At 65.5% G+C, this 25,299-nt stretch carries 25 protein-coding genes and 4 tRNA genes; 17 read left to right on the top strand and 12 right to left on the bottom strand.

The genetic code is table 11. The features are described 5' to 3' along the window. The first annotated feature begins 133 nt into the window (after nt 1–133). The 13 genes from EPK82_RS05090 (at nt 134) to EPK82_RS05150 (ending at nt 12,491) form a co-directional block, all read left to right on the top strand. A complete protein-coding gene (locus EPK82_RS05090) occupies nt 134–2,581 on the top strand; it encodes an acyl-CoA dehydrogenase (RefSeq protein ID WP_134675945.1) in 2,448 nt (815 codons plus the stop codon). Nucleotides 2,582–2,675: 94 nt separating this feature from the next. Continuing rightward, nucleotides 2,676–3,086: a PA2817 family protein gene (locus EPK82_RS05095; RefSeq protein ID WP_134675946.1), complete on the top strand. Its 411-nt coding sequence runs from the start codon at nt 2,676–2,678 to the stop codon at nt 3,084–3,086. A 104-nt stretch (nt 3,087–3,190) separates the two neighbouring features. Continuing rightward, on the top strand, nt 3,191–3,739 hold the full coding sequence (locus EPK82_RS05100; protein ID WP_037051848.1) for a Tll0287-like domain-containing protein: 549 nt from the start codon (nt 3,191–3,193) through the stop codon (nt 3,737–3,739). Then, the gene (locus tag EPK82_RS05105; RefSeq protein WP_037051846.1) at nt 3,736–4,020 is read left to right on the top strand and encodes a metal-sensing transcriptional repressor; all 285 of its coding nucleotides are present in this window, start codon (nt 3,736–3,738) and stop codon (nt 4,018–4,020) included. Before EPK82_RS05100 ends, EPK82_RS05105 begins: the two co-directional genes overlap by 4 nt. Before the next feature lie 195 nt (nt 4,021–4,215). Then, entirely contained in the window at nt 4,216–5,079 is an 864-nt protein-coding gene (locus EPK82_RS05110; protein ID WP_134675947.1) for an MBL fold metallo-hydrolase, read from the top strand. 10 nt (nt 5,080–5,089) lie between these two features. Further along, nucleotides 5,090–6,829: a bifunctional protein tyrosine phosphatase family protein/NAD(P)/FAD-dependent oxidoreductase gene (locus EPK82_RS05115; protein ID WP_134675948.1), complete on the top strand. Its 1,740-nt coding sequence runs from the start codon at nt 5,090–5,092 to the stop codon at nt 6,827–6,829. Next, entirely contained in the window at nt 6,826–8,601 is a 1,776-nt protein-coding gene (locus tag EPK82_RS05120; RefSeq protein WP_134675949.1) for a SulP family inorganic anion transporter, read from the top strand. The genes EPK82_RS05115 and EPK82_RS05120 overlap by 4 nt, the downstream gene beginning before the upstream one ends. Next, on the top strand, nt 8,598–8,978 hold the full coding sequence (locus tag EPK82_RS05125; protein ID WP_134675950.1) for a rhodanese-like domain-containing protein: 381 nt from the start codon (nt 8,598–8,600) through the stop codon (nt 8,976–8,978). Before EPK82_RS05120 ends, EPK82_RS05125 begins: the two co-directional genes overlap by 4 nt. Nucleotides 8,979–9,152: 174 nt before the next feature. Continuing rightward, nucleotides 9,153–9,371: a cytochrome oxidase putative small subunit CydP gene (gene cydP, locus EPK82_RS05130; protein WP_134675951.1), complete on the top strand. Its 219-nt coding sequence runs from the start codon at nt 9,153–9,155 to the stop codon at nt 9,369–9,371. After that, on the top strand, nt 9,368–10,933 hold the full coding sequence (locus EPK82_RS05135) for a cytochrome ubiquinol oxidase subunit I (RefSeq protein ID WP_037051830.1): 1,566 nt from the start codon (nt 9,368–9,370) through the stop codon (nt 10,931–10,933). The genes cydP and EPK82_RS05135 overlap by 4 nt, the downstream gene beginning before the upstream one ends. Before the next feature lie 10 nt (nt 10,934–10,943). Further along, the gene (gene cydB, locus EPK82_RS05140; protein WP_134675952.1) at nt 10,944–12,083 is read left to right on the top strand and encodes a cytochrome d ubiquinol oxidase subunit II; all 1,140 of its coding nucleotides are present in this window, start codon (nt 10,944–10,946) and stop codon (nt 12,081–12,083) included. 11 nt (nt 12,084–12,094) lie between these two features. Further along, nucleotides 12,095–12,208 carry a cytochrome bd-I oxidase subunit CydX gene (gene cydX, locus EPK82_RS05145; protein ID WP_037051820.1) on the top strand — a complete coding sequence of 38 codons (114 nt, stop codon included), beginning with the start codon at nt 12,095–12,097 and terminating at the stop codon, nt 12,206–12,208. Further along, nucleotides 12,201–12,491 carry a cyd operon YbgE family protein gene (locus EPK82_RS05150; protein WP_037051816.1) on the top strand — a complete coding sequence of 97 codons (291 nt, stop codon included), beginning with the start codon at nt 12,201–12,203 and terminating at the stop codon, nt 12,489–12,491. Before cydX ends, EPK82_RS05150 begins: the two co-directional genes overlap by 8 nt. Nucleotides 12,492–12,545: 54 nt before the next feature. Here EPK82_RS05150 and EPK82_RS05155 read toward each other — a convergent pair. The 4 genes from EPK82_RS05155 to EPK82_RS05170 form a co-directional block, all read right to left on the bottom strand. Further along, nucleotides 12,546–12,621: transfer RNA gene (locus EPK82_RS05155), tRNA-Gly, on the bottom strand. Nucleotides 12,622–12,635: 14 nt separating this feature from the next. Continuing rightward, nucleotides 12,636–12,711: transfer RNA gene (locus tag EPK82_RS05160), tRNA-Glu, on the bottom strand. A 45-nt stretch (nt 12,712–12,756) separates the two neighbouring features. Then, nucleotides 12,757–12,832 (bottom strand) — tRNA-Gly (locus EPK82_RS05165). 15 nt (nt 12,833–12,847) lie between these two features. Further along, nucleotides 12,848–12,923, bottom strand: a tRNA-Glu gene (locus EPK82_RS05170). A 222-nt stretch (nt 12,924–13,145) separates the two neighbouring features. On the opposite strand from EPK82_RS05170, the gene EPK82_RS05175 reads away from it, so the two are divergent. Together EPK82_RS05175 and EPK82_RS05180 are read left to right on the top strand one after the other, a co-directional pair. Beyond that, nucleotides 13,146–13,913, top strand: a complete 768-nt coding sequence (locus EPK82_RS05175) for a hypothetical protein (protein WP_208651089.1) — start codon at nt 13,146–13,148, stop codon at nt 13,911–13,913. Nucleotides 13,914–13,974: 61 nt separating this feature from the next. Beyond that, entirely contained in the window at nt 13,975–14,637 is a 663-nt protein-coding gene (locus EPK82_RS05180) for a glutathione S-transferase family protein (protein WP_134675953.1), read from the top strand. A 109-nt stretch (nt 14,638–14,746) separates the two neighbouring features. On the opposite strand, the gene EPK82_RS05185 is transcribed toward EPK82_RS05180, so the two are convergent. Continuing rightward, nucleotides 14,747–15,394 carry a membrane protein gene (locus EPK82_RS05185; protein WP_047589564.1) on the bottom strand — a complete coding sequence of 216 codons (648 nt, stop codon included), beginning with the start codon at nt 15,392–15,394 and terminating at the stop codon, nt 14,747–14,749. 103 nt (nt 15,395–15,497) lie between these two features. Between EPK82_RS05185 and EPK82_RS05190 the strand changes: the two genes are divergently transcribed. Continuing rightward, entirely contained in the window at nt 15,498–16,274 is a 777-nt protein-coding gene (locus tag EPK82_RS05190) for a TSUP family transporter (protein WP_037052932.1), read from the top strand. Between the two features lie 42 nt (nt 16,275–16,316). Here the strand turns inward: EPK82_RS05190 and nudC are convergent, their stop codons facing one another. The 7 genes from nudC to EPK82_RS05225 form a co-directional block, all read right to left on the bottom strand. Further along, nucleotides 16,317–17,141: an NAD(+) diphosphatase gene (nudC, locus tag EPK82_RS05195; protein WP_134675954.1), complete on the bottom strand. Its 825-nt coding sequence runs from the start codon at nt 17,139–17,141 to the stop codon at nt 16,317–16,319. Further along, nucleotides 17,141–18,820, bottom strand: coding sequence for a hypothetical protein (locus tag EPK82_RS05200; protein WP_037052934.1), 1,680 nt, complete (start codon nt 18,818–18,820; stop codon nt 17,141–17,143). Before EPK82_RS05200 ends, nudC begins: the two co-directional genes overlap by 1 nt. A gap of 49 nt (nt 18,821–18,869) precedes the next feature. Beyond that, on the bottom strand, nt 18,870–19,682 hold the full coding sequence (locus tag EPK82_RS05205; protein ID WP_134675955.1) for a crotonase/enoyl-CoA hydratase family protein: 813 nt from the start codon (nt 19,680–19,682) through the stop codon (nt 18,870–18,872). Between the two features lie 199 nt (nt 19,683–19,881). After that, a complete protein-coding gene (locus EPK82_RS05210) occupies nt 19,882–22,125 on the bottom strand; it encodes an Orn/Lys/Arg family decarboxylase (RefSeq protein WP_134675956.1) in 2,244 nt (747 codons plus the stop codon). Between the two features lie 121 nt (nt 22,126–22,246). After that, nucleotides 22,247–23,005: a DNA polymerase III subunit epsilon gene (gene dnaQ, locus EPK82_RS05215; RefSeq protein WP_134675957.1), complete on the bottom strand. Its 759-nt coding sequence runs from the start codon at nt 23,003–23,005 to the stop codon at nt 22,247–22,249. 69 nt (nt 23,006–23,074) lie between these two features. Then, complete coding sequence (gene rnhA / locus EPK82_RS05220; RefSeq protein ID WP_134675958.1) at nt 23,075–23,527, bottom strand: ribonuclease HI; 453 nt, start codon at nt 23,525–23,527, stop codon at nt 23,075–23,077. A gap of 41 nt (nt 23,528–23,568) precedes the next feature. Next, nucleotides 23,569–24,327: a class I SAM-dependent methyltransferase gene (locus EPK82_RS05225; protein WP_037052945.1), complete on the bottom strand. Its 759-nt coding sequence runs from the start codon at nt 24,325–24,327 to the stop codon at nt 23,569–23,571. 72 nt (nt 24,328–24,399) lie between these two features. Between EPK82_RS05225 and gloB the strand changes: the two genes are divergently transcribed. Continuing rightward, on the top strand, nt 24,400–25,173 hold the full coding sequence (gene gloB / locus EPK82_RS05230) for a hydroxyacylglutathione hydrolase (RefSeq protein WP_134675959.1): 774 nt from the start codon (nt 24,400–24,402) through the stop codon (nt 25,171–25,173). Nucleotides 25,174–25,299: the final 126 nt, after the last annotated feature.

The raw sequence follows: 25,299 nt of genomic DNA on the forward strand, positions 1-25,299 counted from the left end.
GCTCCTGAAGTTCGTTTCAGTGTAAGCCTGCCGATTGCGCCAACTTAACGACGATCCGGCCAAGCTCACCGCCCTTGCCGCCATTTATGGCTATGCTCGGGGCGTCGCCCGCTCGAATCATGGAGGAATGCAAATGCTCGTCATCTGGTTGCTGGTTCTGCTACTCGGGGTCGTCTATCTGGCCCATAGCCGTACCGCCGCCCTGCCCGCGCTGGGCATCACCGCCGCCTACCTGTTGGCCATGGCCCTGTTCAGCCCGGTACCCGGCTGGCTGCAGCTGCTGCTGTGGATCGTCACCGGCGCGGTCGCTGCCTTCATCCTGCTCGGCGACCTCCGCCGGCAGCTGTTCACCAGCCCGCTGTTCGCCTGGTTCCAGCGCGTGCTGCCGCCCATGTCGAGCACCGAGCGCGACGCCATCGAAGCCGGCACCGTCTGGTGGGATGGCGAGCTGTTCAGCGGCAGGCCGGACTGGGACAAGCTGCTGGCCTACCCCAAGGCCACGCTGAGCGAGGAAGAGCAGGCCTTCATCGACGGCCCCACCGAGGAACTCTGCGGCATGATCAGCGACTGGCAGGTCGGCCAGCAGCTGGACCTGCCGGAGAAAGCCTGGCAGCACATCAGGCAGCACGGTTTCTTCGCCCTGATCATCCCCAAGGAGTACGGCGGCAAGGGTTTCTCCGCCTATGCCCACTCGCAGGTGGCGATGAAACTGGCCACCCGCAGCGGTGACCTGGCCTCCACCGTGATGGTGCCCAACTCGCTCGGCCCTGCCGAGCTGCTGCTGCACTACGGCACCGACGCACAGCGCCAGCACTACCTGCCGCGCCTGGCCAGCGGCGAGGACATTCCCTGCTTCGCCCTCACCGGCCCGCTGGCAGGCTCCGATGCCGGCGCGATGCCCGACACCGGGATCATCTGCAAGGGCCAGTGGAATGGCGAGGAAGTCATCGGCCTGCGCCTGAACTGGGAGAAGCGCTACATCACCCTGGGCCCGGTCGCCACCCTGCTCGGCCTGGCGTTCAAGGCCTATGACCCCGAGCACCTGCTGGGCGACCAGGAAGACCTCGGCATCAGCCTGGCCCTGGTGCCCACCGACACCCCCGGCGTGGAAATCGGTCGCCGCCACCTGCCGCTGGGCGCCGCCTTCATGAACGGGCCCAACAGCGGCAAGGACGTGTTCATTCCGCTGGACTACCTGATCGGTGGCCAGGAGTACCTCGGCAAGGGCTGGATGATGCTGATGAACTGCCTGTCGGTCGGGCGCTCCATCTCGCTGCCGGCCGTCGGCACCGGCGCCGCCAAGTTCACCAGCCTGACCACCGGCCAGTACGCCCAGCTGCGTGAGCAGTTCAACGTGCCGCTGGCCGCCTTCGAAGGCATTCAGGAAGCCCTCGCGCGCATCGGCGGCAACGCCTGGCTGATGGACAGCGCGCGCATCCTCACCGCCAACGCCGTCGACCTGGGCGAGAAACCGTCGGTACTGTCGGCGATTCTCAAGTACCACCTCACCGAGCGCGGCCGCGAGTGCATCGGCCACGCCATGGACGTGCACGGCGGCAAGGGCATCATCATGGGCCCGAACAACTACCTGGCCCGCTCCTGGCAGGGCGCGCCGATCTTCATCACCGTCGAGGGCGCCAACATCCTTTCGCGCAACCTGATGATCTTCGGCCAGGGCGCCATCCGCTGCCATCCCTATGTGCTCAAGGAAATGGCCCTGGCAGACCGCGAGGACAAGGACCAGGCGCTGGCCGAATTCGACACGCTGCTGATGAGCCATATCGGCTTCGCCGTGGGCAACGCCGCCAGCAGCTTGCTCCTGGGCCTGACCCTCAACCGCCTGGGCCAGGTTCCCGGCGACGACATCAGCCAGCCCTACTACCGTGCGCTCAACCGCCTGGCGGCTGCGTTCGCCCTGTGTGCCGACAGCAGCATGATGCTGCTCGGCGGCGACCTGAAGCGCCGCGAGCGCCTCTCCGCGCGCCTCGGCGATGTGCTCAGCCACCTGTATCTGGGCTCGGCGGCGCTCAAGCGCTATCACGACCTGGACTACCCGGAGGCCCTGCGGCCGCTGCTGCGCTGGGCCATGGAGGAAAACCTGTACCACGCCGAGCAGGCCCTCGATGAGTTGCTGGGCAACTTCCCCAACCGCCTGTTCGGCTGCCTGCTCAAGGTACTGGTGTTCCCGCTGGGCCGCCGCCATCAGGGGCCGAGCGACGAACTGGATGCCGAAGTCGCCGCGATCATCGGCCGCCAGGCCGGCGACCCGGCCCTGGAGTCGGTACTGGAAGGCTGCTATCGCCCGCAGGCCGACCAGGATTCGGTCGGCGCCCTGCAGCATGCGCTGAACCTGGTGCACGCCAGCCACGATGCCCGCAAGCGCCTGCACCAGGCGCTCAAGGATGGCAGCCTGCAACCGGCCCCCGGCCAGGACGCCATCGAAGCGGCGATTGCCGCCGGCATTCTCGACGGCGAGCAGGGCCAGCGCCTGCAGGATGCCGAAGCGGCGCGGCGCCGCGTGATCGACGTCGACGACTTCGCCAAGGAAGAGCTCAAGCTCGGTCGCGGCAAGGTGCGCTGACAGCAGCCGGCACCAGGCCGGCAATCACCCGGACGGGACAGCGGGCGCCAGGAACTCTATACTCCTGCGCCCGTTTTACCCTTCAGGAAATCGCATCATGGCCAGCCATCTCGAACACCACCTCGCCCTGCTCAACCACCTGCGCGGCATCCTCGTCGCCCTGGGCGAAGCCGAACAGGTGCTCGACGACAGCCACGCCCTGTTCCTCGAACGTTACGACGAACTGCTCGCCGAACTGCCGCGTGACCCGGTCTCCAGTCAGTACCTGGGCCAGGACCTGATCAGCCAGGTGTTCAACCGCTACCCGCAGATCGCCCACCTGGTGCCGCGCGACCTGCTGTGGTTCTTCGGCGGCGATTGCCTGCACTTCATGCCGGACGAGGAAATTGCCCTGTACCAGACGCTCGATGAACGTCGCTTCGCCGCCGAAGAGAACGGCGAGCCGTTCGACTGGCACCAGGAAAAGCAACTGCTGACCCTGCCCACCGACGGCGCCCGGCACTGATCCGCACCTGAATGCACCACGAGTCGTCGTGTCGCAGGTCGTGGCGATGACAGCGCGCAGGTTTCGTGCATAAATACCCCCACCAGTATTTATGAGGATCGATCATGCGCACCCTGCTGCTCGCCGCCCTGCTTACCAGCGACACCCTGTATGCCGCCACGCCCTGGCAGGAGGACGCGGCGAAGCAGATACCTGCGTTCGCCGAACAGCTGCTCGGCACCGTGCGCCAGGCCATCGCCGATGGCGGGCCGGGTGCAGCGGTCCAGGCCTGCCATGCACTGGCGCCGCAGATCGCCAGCGAACACAGCCGGCAGGCCTGGCAGATCGGCCGCACGTCACTGAAGGTACGCAACCCGGACAACGCCCCCGATGCCTGGGAGCGCCGCGTACTGCAGGATTTTGCCGCCGCAGCCGCCAGCGGCACGCCCGTCGCGCAGCTGCGTCATGCCGAGGAAGTCGACGGGCAATACCGCTACATGCAGGCCATTGCCGTCGGCGAGCCTTGCCTGGCGTGCCACGGTGCGACGATCAGGACAGAGGTAGAGAATGCGATTGACCAGTACTATCCGCATGATCAGGCCCGCGGCTACCAGCTTGGCGAACTGCGCGGCGCCTTCACCCTGAGTCGCCCCATCGCACAGGACATGCCATGACCGAACCCACCGACCTGCACGCACGCATGCTCGAGCAGCAACAAGCGATGCTCAAACGCCTGGCCCGGGTCGAGGGCCAGATACGCGGCATCCAGGCGATGATCAGGCGCGGCGAGGATTGCGCCGCCATTGCCCAGCAGTTCTCGGCGGCGCGCAGTGCGCTGGACAAGTCCTATCGGCTGATGCTCACCTGCCTCATCGAGGAGGCCATGCTCGACCCGGAGCAGGACACCGAAGCGTCACTGCAGCGCGTGCGCGAGATCTTCACCAAGTACACCTGATCACCCCTCTCCGGCGTGCGTTCGAGTCCGCCGGATCTGGCCAAAGCCAAGTCATTCAACGACTTGCAGGACGGTTATGGCCGTCCTGAACAAGGCCACCCTCGCTTATTCCATATCAATCTATGCATAGAACCAAAACACAGTTAAGCTCTTTCTTAACTAAATACTCCCACGGGTATGAGAAGGAGCCTGGTCATGCAGCCCGATGTCGTCGAATTCTTCGATCCTGCCACCTACACCTACAGCTATGTGGTCATTGACCCAACCTCGCAGCATTGCGCGATCATCGACTCGGTGCTGGACTACGATGCCGCCTCCGGGCGCACCTCGCACGCCAGCGCCGAGCGCATCGTCGCCTTCGTCAGGGCACGCGACCTGCACGTCGAGTGGCTGCTGGAAACCCACGTGCACGCCGACCACCTCTCCGCCGCGCCCTACCTCAAGCGCGAGCTGGGCGGTCAGTTGGCCATCGGTGAAAACATCAGGGTGGTGCAGAACACCTTCGGCAAGCTGTTCAACGCCGGCAGCGAGTTCGCCACCGACGGCAGCCAGTTCGACCGCCTGCTTCGCGATGGTGACGAGTTCCGCATCGGCGAGCTGCGTGGCCGGGCCCTGCACACCCCTGGCCATACCCCGGCCTGTATGACTTACCTGATCGGCGACGCTGGCTTCGTCGGCGACACGCTGTTCATGCCGGACTACGGCACCGCGCGCTGCGACTTCCCCGGCGGCGATGCCCATGTGCTGTTCCAGTCGATCCAGAAGCTCTTCGCCCTGCCCGATGACACCCGCCTGTTCATGTGCCACGACTACAAGGCAGCGGGCCGCGACGATTTCCGCAACCAGACCACGGTCGCCGAACAGCGCGCGCACAACGTGCACGTTCACCAGGGCATCGCCGAGGCCGATTTCGTCGCCATGCGGCGCGAGCGCGACGCCACCCTGGGCATGCCCAACCTGATCCTGCCCTCGGTGCAGGTCAACATGCGCGCCGGTCAGTTGCCGCCGGCCGAAGGCAACGGCACCCGCTACCTGAAGATCCCTCTCGACGTGCTCTGAGGTCATCACCATGGAATCGCTCAAGCGCCTGACCCCGTTCATCGCCGTGGCAGCCCAGTTGCAGCCGGCGGACATGGGCATGCTCGCCGCTGCCGGTTTTCGCAGCATCATCAACAATCGCCCCGACGGCGAAGAACAGGGCCAGCCCGGCTCCGCCGAACTGGCGGTCGCCGCCCAGGCCAATGGCCTGGAGTACTACCACCTGCCCGTGGTTTCCGGACAGATCGGCGACGACGACGTCAGCGCCTTCAATGCCCTGCTGACACAGGCGCGTGGCCCGCTGCTGGCGTTCTGCCGAAGCGGCACTCGCTCGACCAGCCTGTGGGCGCTGAGCGAGGCCCACCACCTCGACCCGCAGGTGCTGCTCAGCACCGCAGGCGAGCACGGTTACGACCTCAGTGGGCTGGCACCACGCCTGCAGCAACGCTGGCAGCAGGCGCCGCTGCCCCAGGCGCAGTCCGCCAGTACGCCCACCCAGCGCTACGACGTGGTCGTGGTCGGAGGCGGCGCGGCGGGCTGTGCAGTGACCGCCAGTCTGTTCAAGCGCAACCCCGAGCTGCGCATCGCGGTGATCGAACCGCGTGAGCAGCACTACTACCAGCCGGGCTGGACCCTGGTCGGTGCCGGCGTGTTCGACCGCGCCCGCACCGAGCGCCCGATGGCGCGCTGCATTCCCCATGGCGCGCACTGGATCCACGCGGCGGTGGCCGGTTTCGAGCCGGAGCAGCAACGGGTGGTGCTGGAAGACGGCAACCGGATCAGCTATCGCGCCCTGGTCGTGTGCCCCGGCCTCAGCCTGCACTGGGATGGCATCGAAGGTCTCAGGGAGACGCTGGGCAAGAACGGCGTGACCTCCAACTACCAGTTCGAACTGGCGCCCTATACCTGGCAACAGGTACAGAACCTGCGCGAGGGCCGCGCCCTGTTCACCCAGCCGGCCATGCCGATCAAATGCGCGGGAGCGCCGCAGAAGGCCATGTACCTGTCGTGCGACTGGTGGCTCAAGCAGGCGGTGCTGGCGCAGATCGACGTCGAGTTCTGCTCGGCAGGCGCGGTGCTGTTCGGCGTCGCGGCCTTCGTTCCGCCGCTGATGCAGTACGTCGAGCGCTATGGCGCACAGCTCAACTTCAATACCGATCTGATTGCCGTCGATGGCCCCGCCAGACGGGCCTGGTTCCGGCAGACCGATGCCAATGGCGAAAGCCGGACGATCGAGAAGACCTTCGACTTCCTGCATGCCGTCCCACCCCAGCGCGCCCCCGAGTTCATCCGCCAGAGCCCGCTGGCGGGTGCCGATGGCTGGCTCGAGGCCGATCACGAAACCCTGCGCCACCCGCGCTTCGGCAACGTCTTCAGCCTGGGCGACGTCTGCGCGGCACCCAATGCGAAAACCGCAGCCGCCGTGCGCAAGCAGGCCCCGGTCGTCGCCGAGAATGTGCTGGCGCTGCTCGCTGGCCGAGGCCCACAGGCGATCTATGACGGCTACGGCTCCTGCCCGCTGACGGTGGAGCGCGGCAAGGTGGTGCTGGCCGAATTCGGCTATGGCGGCAAGCTGCTGCCGACCTTCCCCCTGGACCCGACCGTGCCGCGCCGCCTGGCCTGGGACCTGAAGGTGAAGATGATGCCTGGCATCTACTTCGACCTGATGCTCCGGGGGCGCGAGTGGCTGGCAGAACCCAGGCATCTGCCGCATCAGCCCCTGGCGGTGGAGGCAGCCGCAGCGTGTGACTTCGACAAGGAGCAGAAATGAAGCCGAGCCACTGGCTGCCCTGTCTGCAATGGGGGCGGGCGTACAACCGCGCCAGCGCCTCGCAGGATGGACTGGCCGCGGTGATCGTCACGCTGATGCTGATCCCGCAGAGCCTGGCCTACGCCATGCTCGCGGGCCTGCCGCCGGTGACCGGCCTGTACGCCAGTATCCTGCCGCTGCTGGCCTATGCCGTGTTCGGCACCAGCCGCACCCTGGCCGTCGGCCCGGTGGCCGTGGTTTCGCTGATGACCGCCGCCAGCCTGGCACCGCTGTTCCCTGCCGGCAGCCCCGAATACATCGGCGCCGCGATGCTGCTGGCCTTGCTCTCGGGCCTGCTGCTGGCCGCGATGGCCATGCTGCGCCTGGGTTTCGTCGCCAACTTCCTCAGTCATCCGGTGGTTTCCGGCTTCATCAGCGCCTCCGGCATCCTCATCGCCGTCGGCCAGCTCAAGCACCTGCTGGGCGTCTCCGCCTCCGGCGAGAACCTGCTGCACCTGCTGCCAGACCTGCTGCAGGCACTGCCACAGACACACTGGCCCACGCTGATCATCGGCCTGCTCAGCCTCGCCTGGCTGGGATGGGCCAGGGGTTACCTCAAGCAGACGCTGCAACGCCTCGGGCTGTCGGCGCAGCTGGCCGGCAACCTGGCCAAGGCCGGACCGGTGCTGGCCATCGTCGTCGCGATCATCGCGGTCAGCCTGCTGCACCTGCAGCAGGCCGGGGTCAAGGTCGTCGGCAGCGTGCCCCAGGGCCTGCCCGGCCTGACACTGCCGACGCTGAACCTGGAGCTGGCCGTGCAGCTGCTGCCGGCCGCGCTGCTGATCAGCCTGGTGGGCTTCGTCGAGTCGGTCTCCGTCGGCCAGACGCTGGCGGCGAAACGCCGCCAGCGCATCCAGCCGGACAACGAGTTGCTCGGCCTGGGAGCGGCGAACCTTTCCGCAGCCTTCAGCGGCGGCTTTCCCGTCACCGGCGGCTTCGCTCGCTCGGTGGTCAATTACGATGCCGGGGCGCAAACCCCCATGGCCGGCGTGTTCACCGCCATCGGCATCGGCGTCAGCGTGATGCTGCTGACGCCCCTGCTGCACGACCTGCCGCAAGCGGTGCTGGCAGCCACCATCATCGTCGCGGTGCTCAGCCTGGTGGACCTGCGATCGCTGCGCCATACCTGGCGTTACTCGCGCCAGGATGGCGCAGCGCAGGCCGCAACCCTGTTCGGCGTGCTGCTGATCGGTGTCGAAGCCGGCATCCTCATTGGCGTCGGCCTGTCGCTGCTGCTGTTTCTCTGGCGCACCAGCCAGCCGCACATGGCCGTGGTCGGCCAGGTACCGGGCAGCGAGCACTTTCGCAACGTCGAGCGCTTCGCCGTGGTCGAGTCTCCCAGCGTGCTGTCGCTGCGTGTCGACGAGAGCCTGTACTTCCCCAATGCCCGCTATCTGGAAGACCGTATCGGCGAGCTGATCGCCAGCCGCCCGCAGGTGCGTCACCTGGTGCTGATGTGTCCGGGCGTCAACCTGATCGACGCCAGCGCCCTGGATTCGCTGCACGCCATCGTCGAGCGCCTGCATGCGGCCGGCGTGCAGCTGCACCTGTCCGAGGTCAAGGGACCGGTGATGGATCAGCTGCGCCGCTCCGACTTCCTCGAACGCTTCGCCGGCCAGGTATTCATCAGCCAGTTCCAGGCGCTCAAGCACCTGGCGCCGCAGCTGACCCGGGAGACCCTGGAGCGTGCCGATACTCCCTCCCCCATACGCGACGAAAGGAACGTTTCATGAAGAGCGCACATGACCTGGTGGCCGCTGCCAGGAGCCGCATCGACGAAGTCGATCTGCCGCAGGCTGACGCGGCCATCCAGGCTGCCGACCTGCTGATCGACGTGCGAGAGGCGGACGAGTTCAGCGCGGCACACATTCCCGGCGCCGTCCACATCCCTCGCGGGCTGCTGGAGTTCAGGCTGAGCAACGACCCGCAACTGGCCAACCGCGACCTCAGGCTGGTGCTCTACTGCAAGAACAGTGGACGCTCGGCGCTGGCCGCCGACGCCCTGCGGGAAATGGGCTACCGCCAGGTCCTTTCCCTGGCAGGTGGTATCGATGCCTGGCAGGCCGTCGGACGCGACGTGCTCGCCCCCAGCCTGCCGGAATTCGACTGAAACGGCCCGTGACCGGCAACGTCTGTCACCGTCGGCAGGCTAATCGCGGTTCTACTGACCTGCATCAATCTCCGGCACTTCTATACTCCCCCAGGTAATCAGTAACATTAGGACACACACTGCCAGCGAGCGTCGCCCGCTCAGGGCCGCCCGCTGCCGGCAAGGAGTTCCTGGATGTCCGAACGCCAACCCTCCGCCTCCGCATGGCGCATCCCGCTGGTACGCGAGATCGCCGTGATCCTGCTGATCAAGCTGACCCTGCTGCTGAGCATCAAGGCCATCTGGTTCAACGAGCCGACCGTCCCCGGCGACGGCCAGCAACGCGTCGAGGCCCACCTGTTCGGCCCCGCTACCACCCCCTCTTCAATACCCACCGAGGAGAAACCGAGATGATCTCGGAATCAGTCGTCGACCTGTCACGCCTGCAGTTCGCCATGACAGCGATGTATCACTTCATCTTCGTGCCCCTGACCCTGGGCCTGGCCTTCCTGCTGGCGATCATGGAGTCGGTCTACGTGATGACCGGCAAGCAGGTCTATCAGGACATGGTCAAGTTCTGGGGCAAGCTGTTCGGCATCAACTTCGCCCTGGGCGTCACCACCGGACTGACCATGGAGTTCCAGTTCGGCACCAACTGGGCCTACTACAGCCACTACGTCGGTGACATCTTCGGCGCGCCACTGGCCATCGAAGGGCTGATGGCCTTCTTCCTCGAATCCACCTTCATCGGCCTGTTCTTCTTCGGCTGGGATCGCCTGTCCAGGCTGCAGCACCTGACCGTGACCTGGCTGGTGGCACTGGGTTCGAACCTCTCGGCGCTGTGGATCCTGATCGCCAACGGCTGGATGCAGAACCCGGTCGGCGCCGAGTTCAACTTCGAGACCATGCGCATGGAGCTGACCGACTTCGGCGCCCTGCTGTTCAACCCGGTGGCCCAGGTCAAGTTCGTGCACACCGTGGCGGCCGGCTACGTCACCGGTTCGATCTTCGTCCTGGCGATCTCCAGCTACTACCTGCTGAAAAAGCGCGACCAGGGCTTCGCTCGCCGCTCCTTCGCCATCGCGTCGGCCTTCGGCCTGGCCTCGATCCTCTCGGTGATCGTCCTAGGCGACGAATCCGGCTACGAGATCGGTGACGTGCAGAAGACCAAGCTGGCCGCCATCGAAGCCGAGTGGGACACCCACCCGGCACCGGCCGGCTTCACCCTGTTCGGCCTGCCCAACCAGCAGGAGCAGCGCACCGACTATGCGGTGAAGATTCCCTACGTGCTGGGCCTGATCGCCACCCGCTCGCTGGATGAAGAGGTCAAGGGCATCAAGGACCTGCTCATCGAGCACGAGGCACGCATCCGTACCGGCATGAGCGCCTACGCGCTGCTGGAGCGCCTGCGCGGCGGCGACAAGTCGGCAGAGACCATCGCCGCCTTCAACGAGGTCAAGAACGACCTGGGCTACGGTCTGCTGCTGAAGAAGTACACGCCGAACGTGGTCGATGCCAGCGAAGCGCAGATCAGGCAGGCGGCGCTGGACACCATCCCCAACGTGTTCAGCCTGTTCTGGACCTTCCGCATCATGGTCGCCTGCGGCTTCCTCATGCTGACGCTGTTCGCCTGCGCCTTCTGGGCCTCGGCGAAGAAGAACGAGGAAAGCAAACCCTGGCTGCTGAAATGGGCGCTGTGGAGCCTGCCCCTGCCGTGGATCGCCGCGCAGACCGGCTGGTACGTGGCCGAGCATGGTCGCCAGCCCTGGTCGATCGGCGAGGTGCTGCCGACCCACCTGTCCGCCTCCAGTCTGTCGACCGGCGACATCTGGGGCTCGCTGACGGCGCTGATCGCCTTCTACAGCCTGCTGCTGGTGGTGGAGATGTACCTGATGATCAAGTTCGCCCGCCTTGGCCCCTCCAGCCTGCACAGCGGACGCTACCACTTCGAGCAACAGCAGCCGGCCCACGCCTAAGGACTTCGTCATGTTCGACTACGAAACACTGAAACTCGTGTGGTGGGTGCTGATCGGCGTGCTGCTGATCGGCTTCGCCCTGACCGATGGCTTCGACATGGGCGCCATGGCGCTGATGCCCTTCGTGGGCAGGACCGACAACGAACGCCGCGTCGCCATCAACACCATCGCCCCGCACTGGGACGGCAACCAGGTATGGTTCATCACCGCCGGCGGCGCGCTGTTCGCCGCCTGGCCAATGGTCTACGCGGTGGCCTTCTCCGGGCTGTACTGGGCGATGCTGCTGGTGCTGTTCGCCCTGTTCTGCCGGCCCGTCGGCTTCGACTACCGCAGCAAGGTCAGCGACCCGCGCTGGCGCAGCGCCTGGGATTGGGCCCTGTTCGTCGGCGGCGCGGTGCCTGCGCTGGTATTCGGCGTGGCCTTCGGCAACCTCTTCCTCGGCCTGCCGTTCCAGCTCGACGACATGATGCGTTCGACCTACCACGGCTCCTTCTTCGCCCTGCTCAACCCGTTCGCGCTGCTCTGCGGCGTGGTCAGCCTGAGCATGCTCTGCGCCCATGGCGGCGCCTGGCTGATGCTGCGCACCGAGGGTGACCTGGCAGCACGTTCGCGCCGCGCCACCTACCTCTGTGCCCTGGTATTCCTGGTTGGCTTCCTTCTCGCTGGCAGCTGGCTGGCCATGGGCATCGAAGGCATGACCCTGGCCGGCGCCGTGGATGCCGGCGCCGCCCTGAACCCGCTGAACAAGCAGGTGATCGCCGACAACGCCGGCTGGCTCGGCAACTATGCCCGTTACCCGGTGACCCTGGTCGCCCCCGTACTGGCCCTGCTCGGCGCCCTGCTGGCGATTCTCGCCAGCACCTGGCGACGCGCCGGCCTGGCCTTCGTCGGCAGCAGCCTGATGATAGTCGGGGCCATCTGCACCGCAGGCTTCGCCCTGTTCCCCTTCGTCTTCCCCTCGAGCCTCGATCCGGCCTCCAGCCTGACCCTGTGGGACGCGGTATCGAGTCGCAAGACCCTGGGCATCATGTTCGTTGTCGCCTGCATCTTCGTTCCGCTGATCCTCATCTACACCCTGTGGGGCTACGTGAAGATGTGGGGCAAGCTCAACGAGCAGAGCATCGAAGCCAACCCCCACGGCCTGTATTGAGGAGAAACGCGATGTGGTACTTCACCTGGATTCTTGGCGTGCTGCTGGCCTGCAGCTTCGGCATCATCAACGCCCTGTGGCTGGAAACCACTCAGGACCTCGACACCGAGAGCGAGCATGAGTGAACTGGCCCTGAGCGAGCGCGCGCCACTGCGCGCGCTCTCCTGGCTGCTGGCGGTGCCCATGGCGCTGGTGCTGCTGATCCACCCCGGCGCCATGCTCGACAGCCAGGGAGGCTACAGCCATTCGCTGCTGATGCTGGTGATGTGGGGCGTGTCCTGCGCCTTCATCCACGGCGTCGGCTTCACGCCGCGCCTGCGGCTCTGGCGCACGCTGTTCTCGCCCTGGCTGGGCTGGGGGCTGTGCGGGCTGGGCTATGCCCTGCTGGGCCTGGCACAAGCGACCTGAAGGCAAATCGCAGAAACGAAAACGCCGCTCGAATGAGCGGCGTTTTCGTTTATTTGGAGCGGGAAACGAGACTCGAACTCGCGACCCCGACCTTGGCAAGGTCGTGCTCTACCAACTGAGCTATTCCCGCGGTACAACTTGAAGTGGCGTCCCCTAGGGGACTCGAACCCCTGTTACCGCCGTGAAAGGGCGGTGTCCTAGGCCACTAGACGAAGGGGACCTGGAACTTCGTTTGAAACCCTGCCGAAGCAGCATTTCGAAAATCTGGAGCGGGAAACGAGACTCGAACTCGCGACCCCGACCTTGGCAAGGTCGTGCTCTACCAACTGAGCTATTCCCGCATGTACAACTTAAAGTGGCGTCCCCTAGGGGACTCGAACCCCTGTTACCGCCGTGAAAGGGCGGTGTCCTAGGCCACTAGACGAAGGGGACACACCCCGGAACATCAAGCAACTTTCCGGCTTCCTTCGCTCTGTTTCTAGCATTGCGCTGGAAGTGGCGCGCATTCTATGGAGCCTTTCGGAGTCCGTCAACCTCTCTCTAAAAAATTTTTAAAATCAAAGACTTCAGACCATAAATTGACATGGCACTAGGAGCCATGCGGCCAAGCCACTACACTCGGTCGAAAAGTCGATTTCCGAGAGGTCCCAAGCAGTGTCCGCACTCGTGATTACCCTGCTGATCGTCGGCGGCATCGCCCTGTTGATGGTGATTGCCTATATCAACCACGCCGTCGAGAACAGCAAGCTGGAGAAGGCGCGCCAACGTGCCGACCTGCTCGACCGCATCCGGCGCTGCCAGGACCTCTCCGAACGCCTGCCAGGCCAACTGATGACCCCGCAGCTGAAGCTGCTGCTCGCCAAGCTGCAACTGCAGGCCAGTGAACGCCTGCTGCCGCTGGAAAAACAGAACGCCACGCTCAAGACCGACATCGAGACGCTGAAGGCGCAGATCGCGCAAGGCGAATCCATCGCGGTGAAGAACCCTCCGCAACCGATCGCCAACGAAGCCAAGGCCAAGGATGTGCGCTTCCTGCTGGAGAACCTTCACGCTCTGATCACCGGTTCGGTACAAGGCGGGCTGCTGCCGGCCAACGAAGGCAAGCACTGGCTGAAACAGGTCCGCCAGATGCTGGTGCTGGTGCATATCGAGTTCTTCAGCACCCTGGGCCAGGCGGCCCTGCAACAGAAGCAGCCAGGACAGGCCCGCCTGGCCTTCGAGCGAGGCGTCCAGTACCTGCGCAAGCAGCCTGAGCCCGCCCAGTACCAGGCGCAGCTCAAGCGCTTCGAAGAGCAGCTGGCGCGCGCCAACGCCATGGTACTCAACAACAACGCCCCGAGCGCCGAGGAGTCCAGCGAGCTGACCGAAGGCCTGAAGAGCCTGGGAGACGACGACTGGAAGAAGAAGAACATCTACGATTGAGCCTCGCGCGACTTCATCCCGCCCAGTCGAAAACACCGTACGCCGATAGAAAGGAACTGCAATGAGCCTGACCGTCTACGGGGCACCCCTGTCCCCTTTCGTCCGCAAACTCTGCCTGTGCCTGATCGAAAAGGAGCTGGATTACGAGCTCGAAGTGGTCATGCCCTTCGGCCAACCCGACTGGTTCCGTGAGCTCAACCCGCTGGGACGCATTCCGGCCTTTCGCGACGGCGACCTCAAGCTGGCCGACTCCAGCGTCATCTGCCAGTACCTGGAAGAACGCTACCCCGAGCGCAAGCCTCTCTATGGTGCGGACGCGCAGCAGCGCGCCCAGGTCCGCTGGCTGGAGAAGTACGCCGACTACGAGCTGGCCCCCTTGTGCACCTTCACCGTGTTCCGCCATCGCGTGCTGAAAACCAGCATGGGCCAGCCCTGTGACGAGGACAAGGTGCAGCAGACGCTCAGGGACAAGCTGCCCGGCCATTTCGACTATTTCGAGGCGACCCTGGGCGACGCGCCCTACTTCCTGGGCGAGCAACCGAGCATGGCCGACCTGGCGCTGGCCAGCCAGCTGCTGAACATGGAACACGGCGGGGAGACACTGGACACTGCGCACTGGCCGAAGCTGGCTGCTCACTACCAGCGCATCAAGGCCAGCGCCTCGATGCAGCAATTGCTCCCACGCGAACTGCGCACGCTGGAAAAGATCGGCATCAAGCGCTGAACCGGAACGCCCGCGCGGGCAAGCAACCCCGCCGAAATTCCCCCTGAAAGAACAATGCCCCTGATCCTTGCGAGGATCAGGGGCATTTCACGTCACCTGAGTACTGCGCTTACCAGTCCTTCAGCGCCGCCTCGGCAGCAGAATTCATCGGCTCGGCCAGCAGCCCGGTCGGGGTCAGGCTCACGCTGTACACGGCATCCGCCGCGATCGGCAGGTAGGTCACGCGCAGCGCCTGCGGATCGAACAGCAGCAGGTCACGCTGGCTCAGGCGCAACCAGCGCCACAGGTCGACGCCATAGGGACTCTCGGCCAGCTGCACGCGGCCATGCTGCGCCAGTGCCTGCTGCTCGATGGCGAGAAAACGCCCGGAAAGGCGCTCCAGGCGGTAACCGGGCTCGAGGCCGATCAGCTCGGCCAGGCCCTTCCAGCGAATCAGCCGGCCATCGAGCTGCCACATGTCACCCTCGAGGGTGACGACCCGCTCCCGCCCGCCTTCCAGCAGGCTGACCCGATAGCGCTGCGGGCCATCCGCCTTGAAGCTCAGCGTCACCAGCGGCTTGCCCGGCTCCAGCGGCTCGTAGGTATACAGGTCGTAGGCCACCAGGCCAATCAGGCCGGCCAGTGCGAGAAACGCCAGGCCGCAGGTGCCGCGCAGCCAACCGAGGAACCAGCCTGTATTGAGCAGAACGCGCAATGCCACCAGTAGCGCCAGCACGGCCAACAGCGCCACGGCCCAGGCCAACCCATCGTATTGCATCGCTCGCATTCCTTCTCTGACGAAATCCCGGCATTATGCGCAGCTCTCCCTGCCACGAACAGCCGCCAGGCTGCGCACTTGCCCACAAGTCGACATTTTTAATATGCCCCTGCTCGAACTCGCCATCGACCCCAGCACGCTGGCCATCCTCGCTCTGGTTGCCTTCATCGCCGGTTTCATCGACGCCATCGCCGGCGGCGGTGGCCTGCTGACCATCCCGGCACTGCTGACCGCTGGCCTGCCACCACACCTGGTGCTGGGCACCAACAAGCTCTGCGCCACCTTCGGCTCGGGCACCGCCGCACTGACGTTCTACCGGCGCAAACTGTTCGATCCGAAACAGTGGCGCAACGCCCTGCTGGCCACCCTGATCGGCGCCCTGCTCGGCGCCGTCATCGCCCACTGGATGCCGGCCGCCTGGCTCAATCAGATGCTGCCGGCCGTGGTCTTCGCCTGCGGCATCTACCTGTTGTTCGGCCGCATGCCGGAGGCCCCGGCCGAACACGACCTGCCGATAGCCAAAGCACGCCAGTGGCCTCAAGGCCTGGGGCTCGGTCTGTATGACGGGGTGGCCGGTCCTGGTACGGGCGCATTCTGGACGGTCAGCAGCCTGCTGATGTACCCGCTGGACCTGGTTCGTGCCAGCGGCGTCGCACGCACCATGAACTTCGTCAGCAACGCGGCGGCCCTGGTGGTCTTCATCGCCTTCGGCCAGGTGGCCTGGGTGCTCGGTCTGAGCATGGGCGCAGCCCTGATGATCGGCGCCTTCCTGGGCGCGCGCACCGCGATCAAGGGCGGCTCGAAATTCATTCGCCCGGTGTTCATTCTGGTGGTATTGGCACTGACCGCCCGCCTGGTCTGGCAACACTGGGTCGCCTGAGCGACCTCGCACCGCGCACGAGCAGGCCTTGCGCCTGCTCTGTCAGGCCTGCAGTTCTGGCTCCGGCAGGCCCAGGCGACGTGCCACGTAGAGATCGATCAGGTAGCGCGCGATGGAGCGCGAAGCCGGCAGCGGTGGCAGGTCGTCGACACGGAACCAGCGCGCGTCCTCGATCTCGTCCTCCTGCATGACGATGTCGCCGCCGGCGTACTCGGCATGGAAACCCAGCATCAGCGAGTGTGGGAACGGCCAGCCCTGGCTGCCGATGTACTGCAGGTTCTGCACCTCGACACCGACTTCCTCGCGCACTTCACGCGCCACGCAGTGCTCCACCGACTCGCCTGGCTCGACGAAACCGGCCAGGGTGCTGTAGATCCCCGTGACGAAACGCGGCGAGCGCGCCAGCAGGACCTCGTCGCCGCGCGTGACCAGGACGATCATGCTCGGTGAAATCCGCGGATAGTGCTGCGATTCGCAGCTGTCGCAGCGCATCGCCCGCTCGCCGGGCAACTGCCGGGTCGCAGCCCCGCAGCTGCCACAGAAACGGTGCTCGGCATACCAGGTGCCGATCTGCGCGGCGTAGGCGAGCATGCGGAAGGTTTCCGCCTCGCCCTGCAACATGAACTGACGCAGGCTCTGCCAGCTGCAGCCCTCGAGCTGGGTCGACGGTTTCACCTGCAGCAGGTAGACCGCATCCTCGCCGAAGTAGCCAATGCCCTGCTCACCGACTATCTCCAGGTCCTGGCGCTTGATCCAGTCACGCGGGAACAGGACGCCGTTGCTGTCGGCCAGAAAGTGCTGCTGGTTGTACAGCAGCGCCCAGCCCCCCGCCTGCGCGGGATCGAGAAAGGCATTGCGCCAGGCCATCAGGCGGCCACCGGCATGCCCAGCGCCTTGACGCTTTCCTCAGCCAGATCAAGCACGCTGGGCCGCGTTTCCGGACGCATCACGGCACCGGCTTCCAGGTAGTACTCCAGGCTGCTGAGGGCATCAGCCAGGGTTTCGAGCATCTGCTCGGAGGGCATTTGCCCCGAATCGAGCATGCGCGTCTGGATGTAGTCGGCGCAGGCACCGACCAGGTTCGCCGCACGGCGCTGCTCGAGGAACCACAGGCCACCCCGGACGGCCTGCAGGCTGAACGGTACGTTGGCCAGGTGCATCTTGTCGCCACCCGCTTCCAGGTAGGCGGTGATGGCCCGCTTGGCCAGCGCCAGGCCGGCCTGAGCCTCGTCAACCACCACGATGCGCGCTTCGTTGAGCTGGTGATGGGCGAAGGAGTCGGCCTCGTTGCCAGGCTCGGCCGCCGCTGGACGTACCTCTCGTCCCTCGCCCCGCTCCAGGCTGGCCACCATGCCCTCGACGTACAGCACCGCGTCGGCGAGCTTGTGCAGCTGCTCCGGTTGCGGCGGTGTCTCGGCATTCCAGGCGGCGACGTGCGGCAGTTGAGCGCTGAGCGAGTTGCCAGCGGAGTTCAGGCCGACCATGCCAAGGGTCTTGGCCAGCTTGCCCAGCAACGCATGCAGGGTCCCCAGGGTCTCGCCCTGCAGGGTGCCGCGCTCGAGCAGGTCGAGCATGTCCTTGACGCTGGCCAGCTCCTCACGGATCGCCGAGGACAGCGACCGCATCACCGCCTTGCCCGGCCCGGACAGGCGCTGGTATTCCTCTTCCAGCAGGTGATCGGTGAACGGCAGCGGCGTCAGGCCGAATACCTCGCGCATGGCGCTCGCCTGGGGACCATGGCTGTCCGCCAGCGCGACGAGGTACAGCAGTTCCTTCAGCAGGCTGCGCGGGGCTTCGTACTGCGGGTTGCCCAGCATCAGCTTGAGTTCGCGGTCGACCCGCGAGAACAGCTGTTTGCGGGACTTGCGCGCCAGCAACTGCGCGTCGCACTGCGCCTCGATGGCCGCCGCGCCGATCCAGCACATGCGCCCGCGCGGCTCGTTGGCGAACAGGCTGTCGAGGCGCACCATCGCCCGCACCATCAGCTTCAGGCTGGCCTGCGGGTTCTGTTCGCGGATGAAGCCCAGCAGGCCGACCTGGTACATGTGCCGCAGGCGCTTGCCTTCCGTCAGCTTGGCCGCGCCATCGAGTGGCTGGGTCGCGGTGTGCGGCCGCGCATGATCGAGGCGCACGCTGAAGAAGAAGCTCTCCGGCAGGGGCTGCTGTGCCCCGGCCTGGCGCAGGTCATTGATCGCCGGCAGCAGCAGCTCGGGCATTTCCTGGCGATGGGCATCGACGTTTTCCAGGTAGCGGCGCAGCACGTGCAGCGCATTGCTCAGCGCCGCCAGTTGCACGTCACGCTCCTCGCCCGCCCCGACCGGAATGTCGGTGGCCTGGTCCAGCACTTCCTGGGCCAGCAGCTCGGCCCCGGCCAGCTCGATCAGGTTGAGCGTGCCACGCACCTGCTGCAGGCTCTCTACCGCCTGCTGCAGCAGGCTGCCGTTGTGCCGCTCGGCAATGAAATGCTCCAGGCTCTGCTCGGCCTCTTCCATGGTGACGAACAGCTCGTCGCGCACCAGACTCAGGGATGTGGCTCCACTTACCATGCTCTATGCACCTCGCGGTTCGCTCGCATCAAACGACAGTGGAACGGCATCAGTCGGCGAACTCCGGCTTCTGCTTGCTCATGTGCGCGGTCATCGCCAGGCGCAGGTCTTCCGACTGCAGCATGGCGGCATTCCAGGTGGCAATGTATTCGAGACCATCGTCGACCCGATGATCACGCATGTAGCGAATCATTTCCTTGGTTCCTCGTACCGCAACCGGTGATTTGCTGGCGATCTCCGCGGCGATGCCCATGACCCCGTCCAGCAACGCTTCCTGGCTGGCATAGGTGCGGTTGACCAGGCCGATACGTGCGGCCTCGCTGCCATCGATGCTGCGCCCGGTGAAGGCCAGCTCGCGCATCATGCCATCGCCGATGATACGCGGCAGACGCTGCAGGGTGCCGACATCCGCGGCCATGCCCATGTCAATTTCCTTGATGGAGAACTGTGCATCGACCGTCGAATAACGCATGTCGCAGGCGCTGACCAGGTCGATGGCACCACCGATGCAATAACCCTGGATCGCCGCCAGTACCGGCTTGCGGCAGTTGTCGACGGCATTGAAGGAGGCCTGCAGCTCGAGAATCTTGCGGCGCAGGGCGTCGGCGTTGCGACCGACGTCCTTGCCCAGCTGCGCGCCGACCGAAGCCAGCAGCATCAGGTCGATGCCCGAGGAGAAATGCTTGCCCGCACCGGAAAGCACCACGACACGCACGGCGTCGGTGGCATCGACCCAACGGAAGATCTCGATGATCTCCCGCCAGAAATCGGCGTTCATCGCGTTGACCTTTTCCGGACGATTGATCTGCACATGGGCGATCTTGTCCGCCAGGTCGACGCGGAAGGCTTTGTAGTCGGACATGGCAGGCATCCTCAGCCGCAGCTCGGCACAATAATTATTTTGTGATTAATAACCGAGCAACTATAACAAGCACGCCATAAAAGTCGATGCTTGCCAGTGTGACGCAGGGCACGCCCCGGATGTTAACGAACGCTTTGAATATCCGTGGTAAGGGTTTGATCTGCCGAGAATCCTGATCCCCGGCAGAGCGACCCTGCGGTCATTCCACCAGGCAATCCACGCAGTACTGCCCCGCCTCGGTCTGCAATCCGTGCACGTCGATGTCGAAGCCCGGGAAGGCCTGGTCGAAGGTCCGCGCGAAGGCCAGATAGTCGAGAATAGAGCGCGTCGCTGCCGTGAAGCGTTCGCCCGGCATGATCAGCGGAATGCCCGGCGGATAAGGCACCAGCATCACCGCCGCGATGCGCCCCTGCAGCTGATCGATGGGCACCGCCTCGACCTCGCCGCGCACCAGCCGGTCATAGGCGTCGGCCGGCTTGATCGCCACCTCGGGCAGCGCCGTGTACATGCTCTTCAGCGCCTTGGCCGTGGCGTTGTCGCGGTAGCAGCCATGCAGCGCATCGCACAGGTCGCGCAAGCCCATGCCCTGGTAGCGCCCGGCGCCGGCATGGGCGATGGACGGCAGCACGTCGATCAGCGGCAGATTGGCATCGAAGCTGCGCTTGAACTCCAGCAATTCGGTCAACAGCGTGCTCCACTTGCCCTTGGTGATGCCCATGGAGAACAGCACCAGGAAGGAGTACAGGCCGGTTTTCTCCACCACCAGACCGCGCTCCCAGAGGAACTTGCTGACCACGGCGGCGGGAATGCCCTGTTGCTCCAGCTTGCCCGCCGCGTTCAGGCCAGGCATGACCAGCGTGACCTTGATCGGATCGAGCAACACGTAGTCGTCGGCCACCTCGCCGAAGCCATGCCAGTCGGCATCCGGCTGCAGCACCCAGTCGCCCGTGGCCAGCTCATCGGCCCCGTCGACCGCCCCCGGCTGCCAGATGCTGAACCACCAGTCGTCAGCACTGAGGTTGCGGCGCACGTTGGCCAGGGCGCGGCGGAAGCTCAGCGCCTCGTCGAAGGTTTCCTGGATCAGCGAACGACCGGCCGGCCCCTCCATCATCGCCGAGGCCACATCCAGCGAGGCGATGATGCCGTACTGCGGCGAGGTCGAGATGTGCATCATGAACGCCTCGTTGAAGCGATCACGGTCGAGCTGGCGCTGCCCGCCATCCTGCACATGGATCATCGACGCCTGGCTGAAGGCCGCCAGCAGCTTGTGCGTCGAATGCGTGGTGAACACCAGCGGCGAGTGCTCGTCGCACTGGGTGCCCATGCCAAAGCGCCCGGCGTAGAAGTCGTGGAAGGCGGCGTAGGCGTACCAGGCCTCGTCGAAGTGCAGCACCTCGACCGAATCGCCCAGGGCCTGCTTGACCATCTCGGCGTTGTAGCAGAGCCCGTCGTAGGTGGAGTTGGTCACCACGGCCAGCTTGACCTTCGGCGCCCGACCGCGCGCCAGCGGGCTGGCGTCGATCTTGGCCTGGATCGACTCCCGGCTGAACTCGCTCAGCGGAATGGGGCCGATGATGCCCAGTTCGTTGCGCTCGGGGCAGAGATACAGGGGAATCGCCCCGGTCATGATGATCGAATGCAGGATCGACTTGTGGCAGTTGCGGTCGACCAGCACCAGGTCGTCACGGCCAACCATCGAGTGCCAGACGATCTTGTTCGCCGTGGAGGTGCCGTTGATCACGAAGAAGGTGTGATCGGCGCCGAAATTGCGCGCAGCCCGTGCTTCGGCCTCGGCCAGCGGCCCGGTGTGATCGAGCAGCGAGCCCAGTTCCGGTACCGACACCGAGAGGTCCGAACGCAGCGTGTTCTCCCCGAAGAACTGGTGGAAGGCCTGGCCCACCGGGCTCTTGCGATAGGCCACGCCACCGCCGTGCCCGGGCGTGTGCCAGGAGTAGTTGGACTGCGCGGTATGCTGCACCAGCGCCTTGAAGAAGGGCGGCAACAGGCCTTCCAGGTAGTTGTGCGCGGCACGCGCCACCTGCCGCGCCAGGAAGGACACGGTGTCTTCGTAGAGGTAGAGGATGCCACGCAGGTGGTTGAGATCGGCCATCGCCTCGGCCGGCGCATTCTCGATGGTGACCTGTTCGCCGAGGGCGAAGATCGGCAACTGCGGCGCCCTGACCCGCGCCACGCGAATCAGCTCGACCATGTCCTGCAGCAGCCGGCTGTTCTCACCGGCGCCTTCGGCGGCGACGAGGATGCAGGCCAGGCCATGGTGGGTCGAGGCGACGATGCGCCCCTCGGCCGCACTGGCCGTGGGCAGGATGCTGAAGCCGTCCTGGGTGAGTTCCTGAGCGATGGCGCGCACCCGATCACCGGCCACGGTGTCGGCCTTGATGTCGCGGTGCACGATTAGGACGGGAAACTTGAGATCTTTATACATTGTGACGTCCTGAAGGCTGGCAGGCCTGGCCTGCCCATCGCTTCAGGTTAGAGGCTCCCCCCTGGCGGCGGAACCCCCTGTGCATCACGCTATAAGAAAAGGTCGCAATTGCGCTGTTCGGTTATTCCGGCGCCTTTTCCAGCTGGGCCCACAATGCCGGGCCACCGGAGGATTTCTCGATGGCGGCGAGCCGCGTCAGATGCGCCGCCAGCTCGTCTTCACTGGCGCGGATGACCCGCGTGCGAGGACGACCGGCATCCAGCCGGCGAATCGGCGTGGCCTGCTGGCGCCCGCTGCCATCGCCATCACCGCCCTCGCCCGCCAGCGACAGGTGGGTCTGCCCACCGGTCATGGCCAGGTAGACGTCGGCCAGAATCTCGGAGTCGAGCAGTGCGCCGTGCAGCTCACGGTTGGAGTTGTCCACGCCGTAACGCTTGCACAGCGCATCCAGGCTGTTGCGCTGCCCCGGATGGCGCTCGCGCGCCATCATCAGGGTATCGAGCACCGAGCAGTAGTCACTGACATCGGCGCGTTCGCTCTGCCCCAGCAGGGCGAACTCGTTGTTGATGAAGCCGACGTCGAACGCCGCGTTGTGGATGATCAGCTGGGCGCCCTTGATGAACTCGTAGAATTCATCGGCCACTTCCCTGAAGCGCGGCTTGTCGGCCACGTAGTCGTTGGTGATGCCGTGGACCGCGATGGCGCCTTCGTCGATCTCACGGTCCGGATTGAGGTAGACATGGAAGTGACGCCCGGTCAGGCGCCGCCCCAGCAACTCGACACAACCGATCTCGATGATCCGGTGCCCGTCCGTGACCGGCATGCCCGTGGTTTCGGTATCCAGCACCACATAGCGGTTGGGGGTGTTATCGGTCGTCACGCCTTGTCTCTCTCATCGTTCAGGTTGCCGCACAAGCGCGACATGTTAACCCAGGTTGCCGGGCATCACTCAGCGCGCTGCGCGCATCTCGTCGACCCCGCGGTTGGCCAACTGGTCGGCACGCTCGTTGCCCGGATGACCAGTGTGACCACGCACCCACTGCCAGCTGACCTGGTGGCGATTCACCTCCTCGTCCAGCTTCTGCCAGAGGTCGGCATTCTTCACCGGCTCCTTCGAGGCGGTTTTCCAGCCACGCTTCTTCCAGTTCGGCATCCATTCCTGGATACCCTTCATCACGTACTGCGAATCGGTCACCAGCTTCACCGCGCAAGGGCGGGTCAGCGCGATCAGGCCGGCAATCGCGGCCATCAGCTCCATGCGATTGTTGGTGGTACTCGGGTCGCCGCCCCACAGTTCCTTCTCCACGCCCTTGTAGACCAGCAACGCGCCCCAGCCGCCGGGGCCGGGATTGCCCTTGCAGGCGCCATCGGTGTAGATCACCACTTCATCGGTTTCAGACATTCATCAGCTCTGTACGGGTTTGACCAACCGGGGCGCGGCGCCTAGCTGTCCAGATCACGCCGGCTGACCTTCGCCACCGGCATCGGCAACAGCTTGCCCATCGGCTCGCGGCGCGCCTGCCGCAGCGGACGCAAGCCGACCACCAGCTTGCGCGCCACCAGCAGGTAGAAGCCGGCACCCGGCAGCTGCCAGGCATCGCCCCAGCGCTCCATCCGGCGCAGGCGCATCTGCCAGGCCAGTGAAGCGAGCGGCGGACGATAGCACCCGAACCGGCGTTTCTCCAACGCAAAGCCGAGCAGCGCCAGCCAGTCGCCAACGCGCCCGGGGTCGATGCAGCGCGCCTTGCTCAGGCCATCGCGCGCGAACAGGCGGCGGGCGCCCCACGCGCTCCAGGGGTGAATGCCCAGAATCAGCAGATGCCCACCGGGCCTGACGCTGCGCGCCGCCTCGCGCAGCAGGCCGTGAGGCGACAGGCTGAAATCCAGGCCGTGCTGCAGCAGCACCACATCGGCGGCGTGCTCGCCCAGCGGCCAGGACTGCTCTTCGCAGACGATCTGCACACCGGGCAGCGGCGCCCCCAGGCGCACGTTGTGCTGAATCTGCCCGGCCTCCGGCGTGCGCTCGGCACCCGGACCGTAACTCACCAGATAGCCGCCGAAGAAACGCGCCAGCTCGTCTTCCAGCAAGCGCCGCTCCTCCTCCAGCAGCAACTGCCCGAGCGGCCCGGAAAGCCAGTCGCGCGCCTCGCTGATGAGCTTGAGCCACTCAGGATCGGCCTGAGCGAATACCTGATCGGTCATCGCTGCCTCCGCATGACAGTCTCTGCATCCAGTGTCTAAGATGCACCTTTATATCCAGCTTAGCGACCCACAATGATTCAGATCGACGCGCTACCGGCCTTCACCGACAACTACCTCTGGCTGCTGCAGGAGCCGACCAGCAAGCGCTGCGCAGTGGTCGACCCGGGCGATGCGGCGCCGGTGCTGGCGTGGCTGGAGGCGCACCCCGGCTGGTGCCTCAGCGACATTCTCATCACCCACCATCACTTCGACCATGTCGGCGGCGTCGAGACGCTGAAGAACGCCACCGGCGCCCGCGTGGCCGGCCCGGCGGCGGAGAAGATCCCGGCACGCGAGCTGGACCTGGGCGACAACGACACGCTCGAGGTGCTCGGCCTGCGCTTCCAGGTCCTTGCCGTTCCGGGGCACACCCTCGGCCACATCGCCTACTACAACGCCGAGCAGCAGCTGCTGTTCTGCGGCGACACCCTGTTCGCCGGTGGCTGTGGCCGCCTGTTCGAAGGAACGCCGCAACAGATGCACGCCTCGCTCGGCCGCCTGGCTGCCCTGCCCGGGAGCACGCAGGTCTACTGCACCCACGAGTACACCCTGAGCAACCTGCGCTTCGCCCATGCCGTGGAGCCGGACAACCCGCGCCTCAGCGAGCGCCTGGCCGAAGTGACGCGCTGGCGCGAGGCGGGCCGCATCAGCCTGCCCTCCTCGATCGAGCTGGAACGGGCTACCAATCCGTTCCTGCGCACCGACGCGCCAGACGTCATCGCGGCGGCTGCGAACCGTGCGGGCGAATCCCTCGACGAAGCCAGCGCGGTGTTCGCCAGCCTGCGTGCGTGGAAGGATAAATTCTGAGTCGCCGACGAACGCGCTGGCGCCTTGCCAGCAGCGGTTTTCTGGCGCCATGACCCAGGCATATTGAACCAAGTGAGAGGGATGCAGGTCACAATTGGCTGGTGAAAACTTGACCAACCTTGACCC

Source organism: Ectopseudomonas khazarica (assembly GCF_004521985.1).
GTDB lineage: Bacteria > Pseudomonadota > Gammaproteobacteria > Pseudomonadales > Pseudomonadaceae > Aquipseudomonas > Aquipseudomonas khazarica.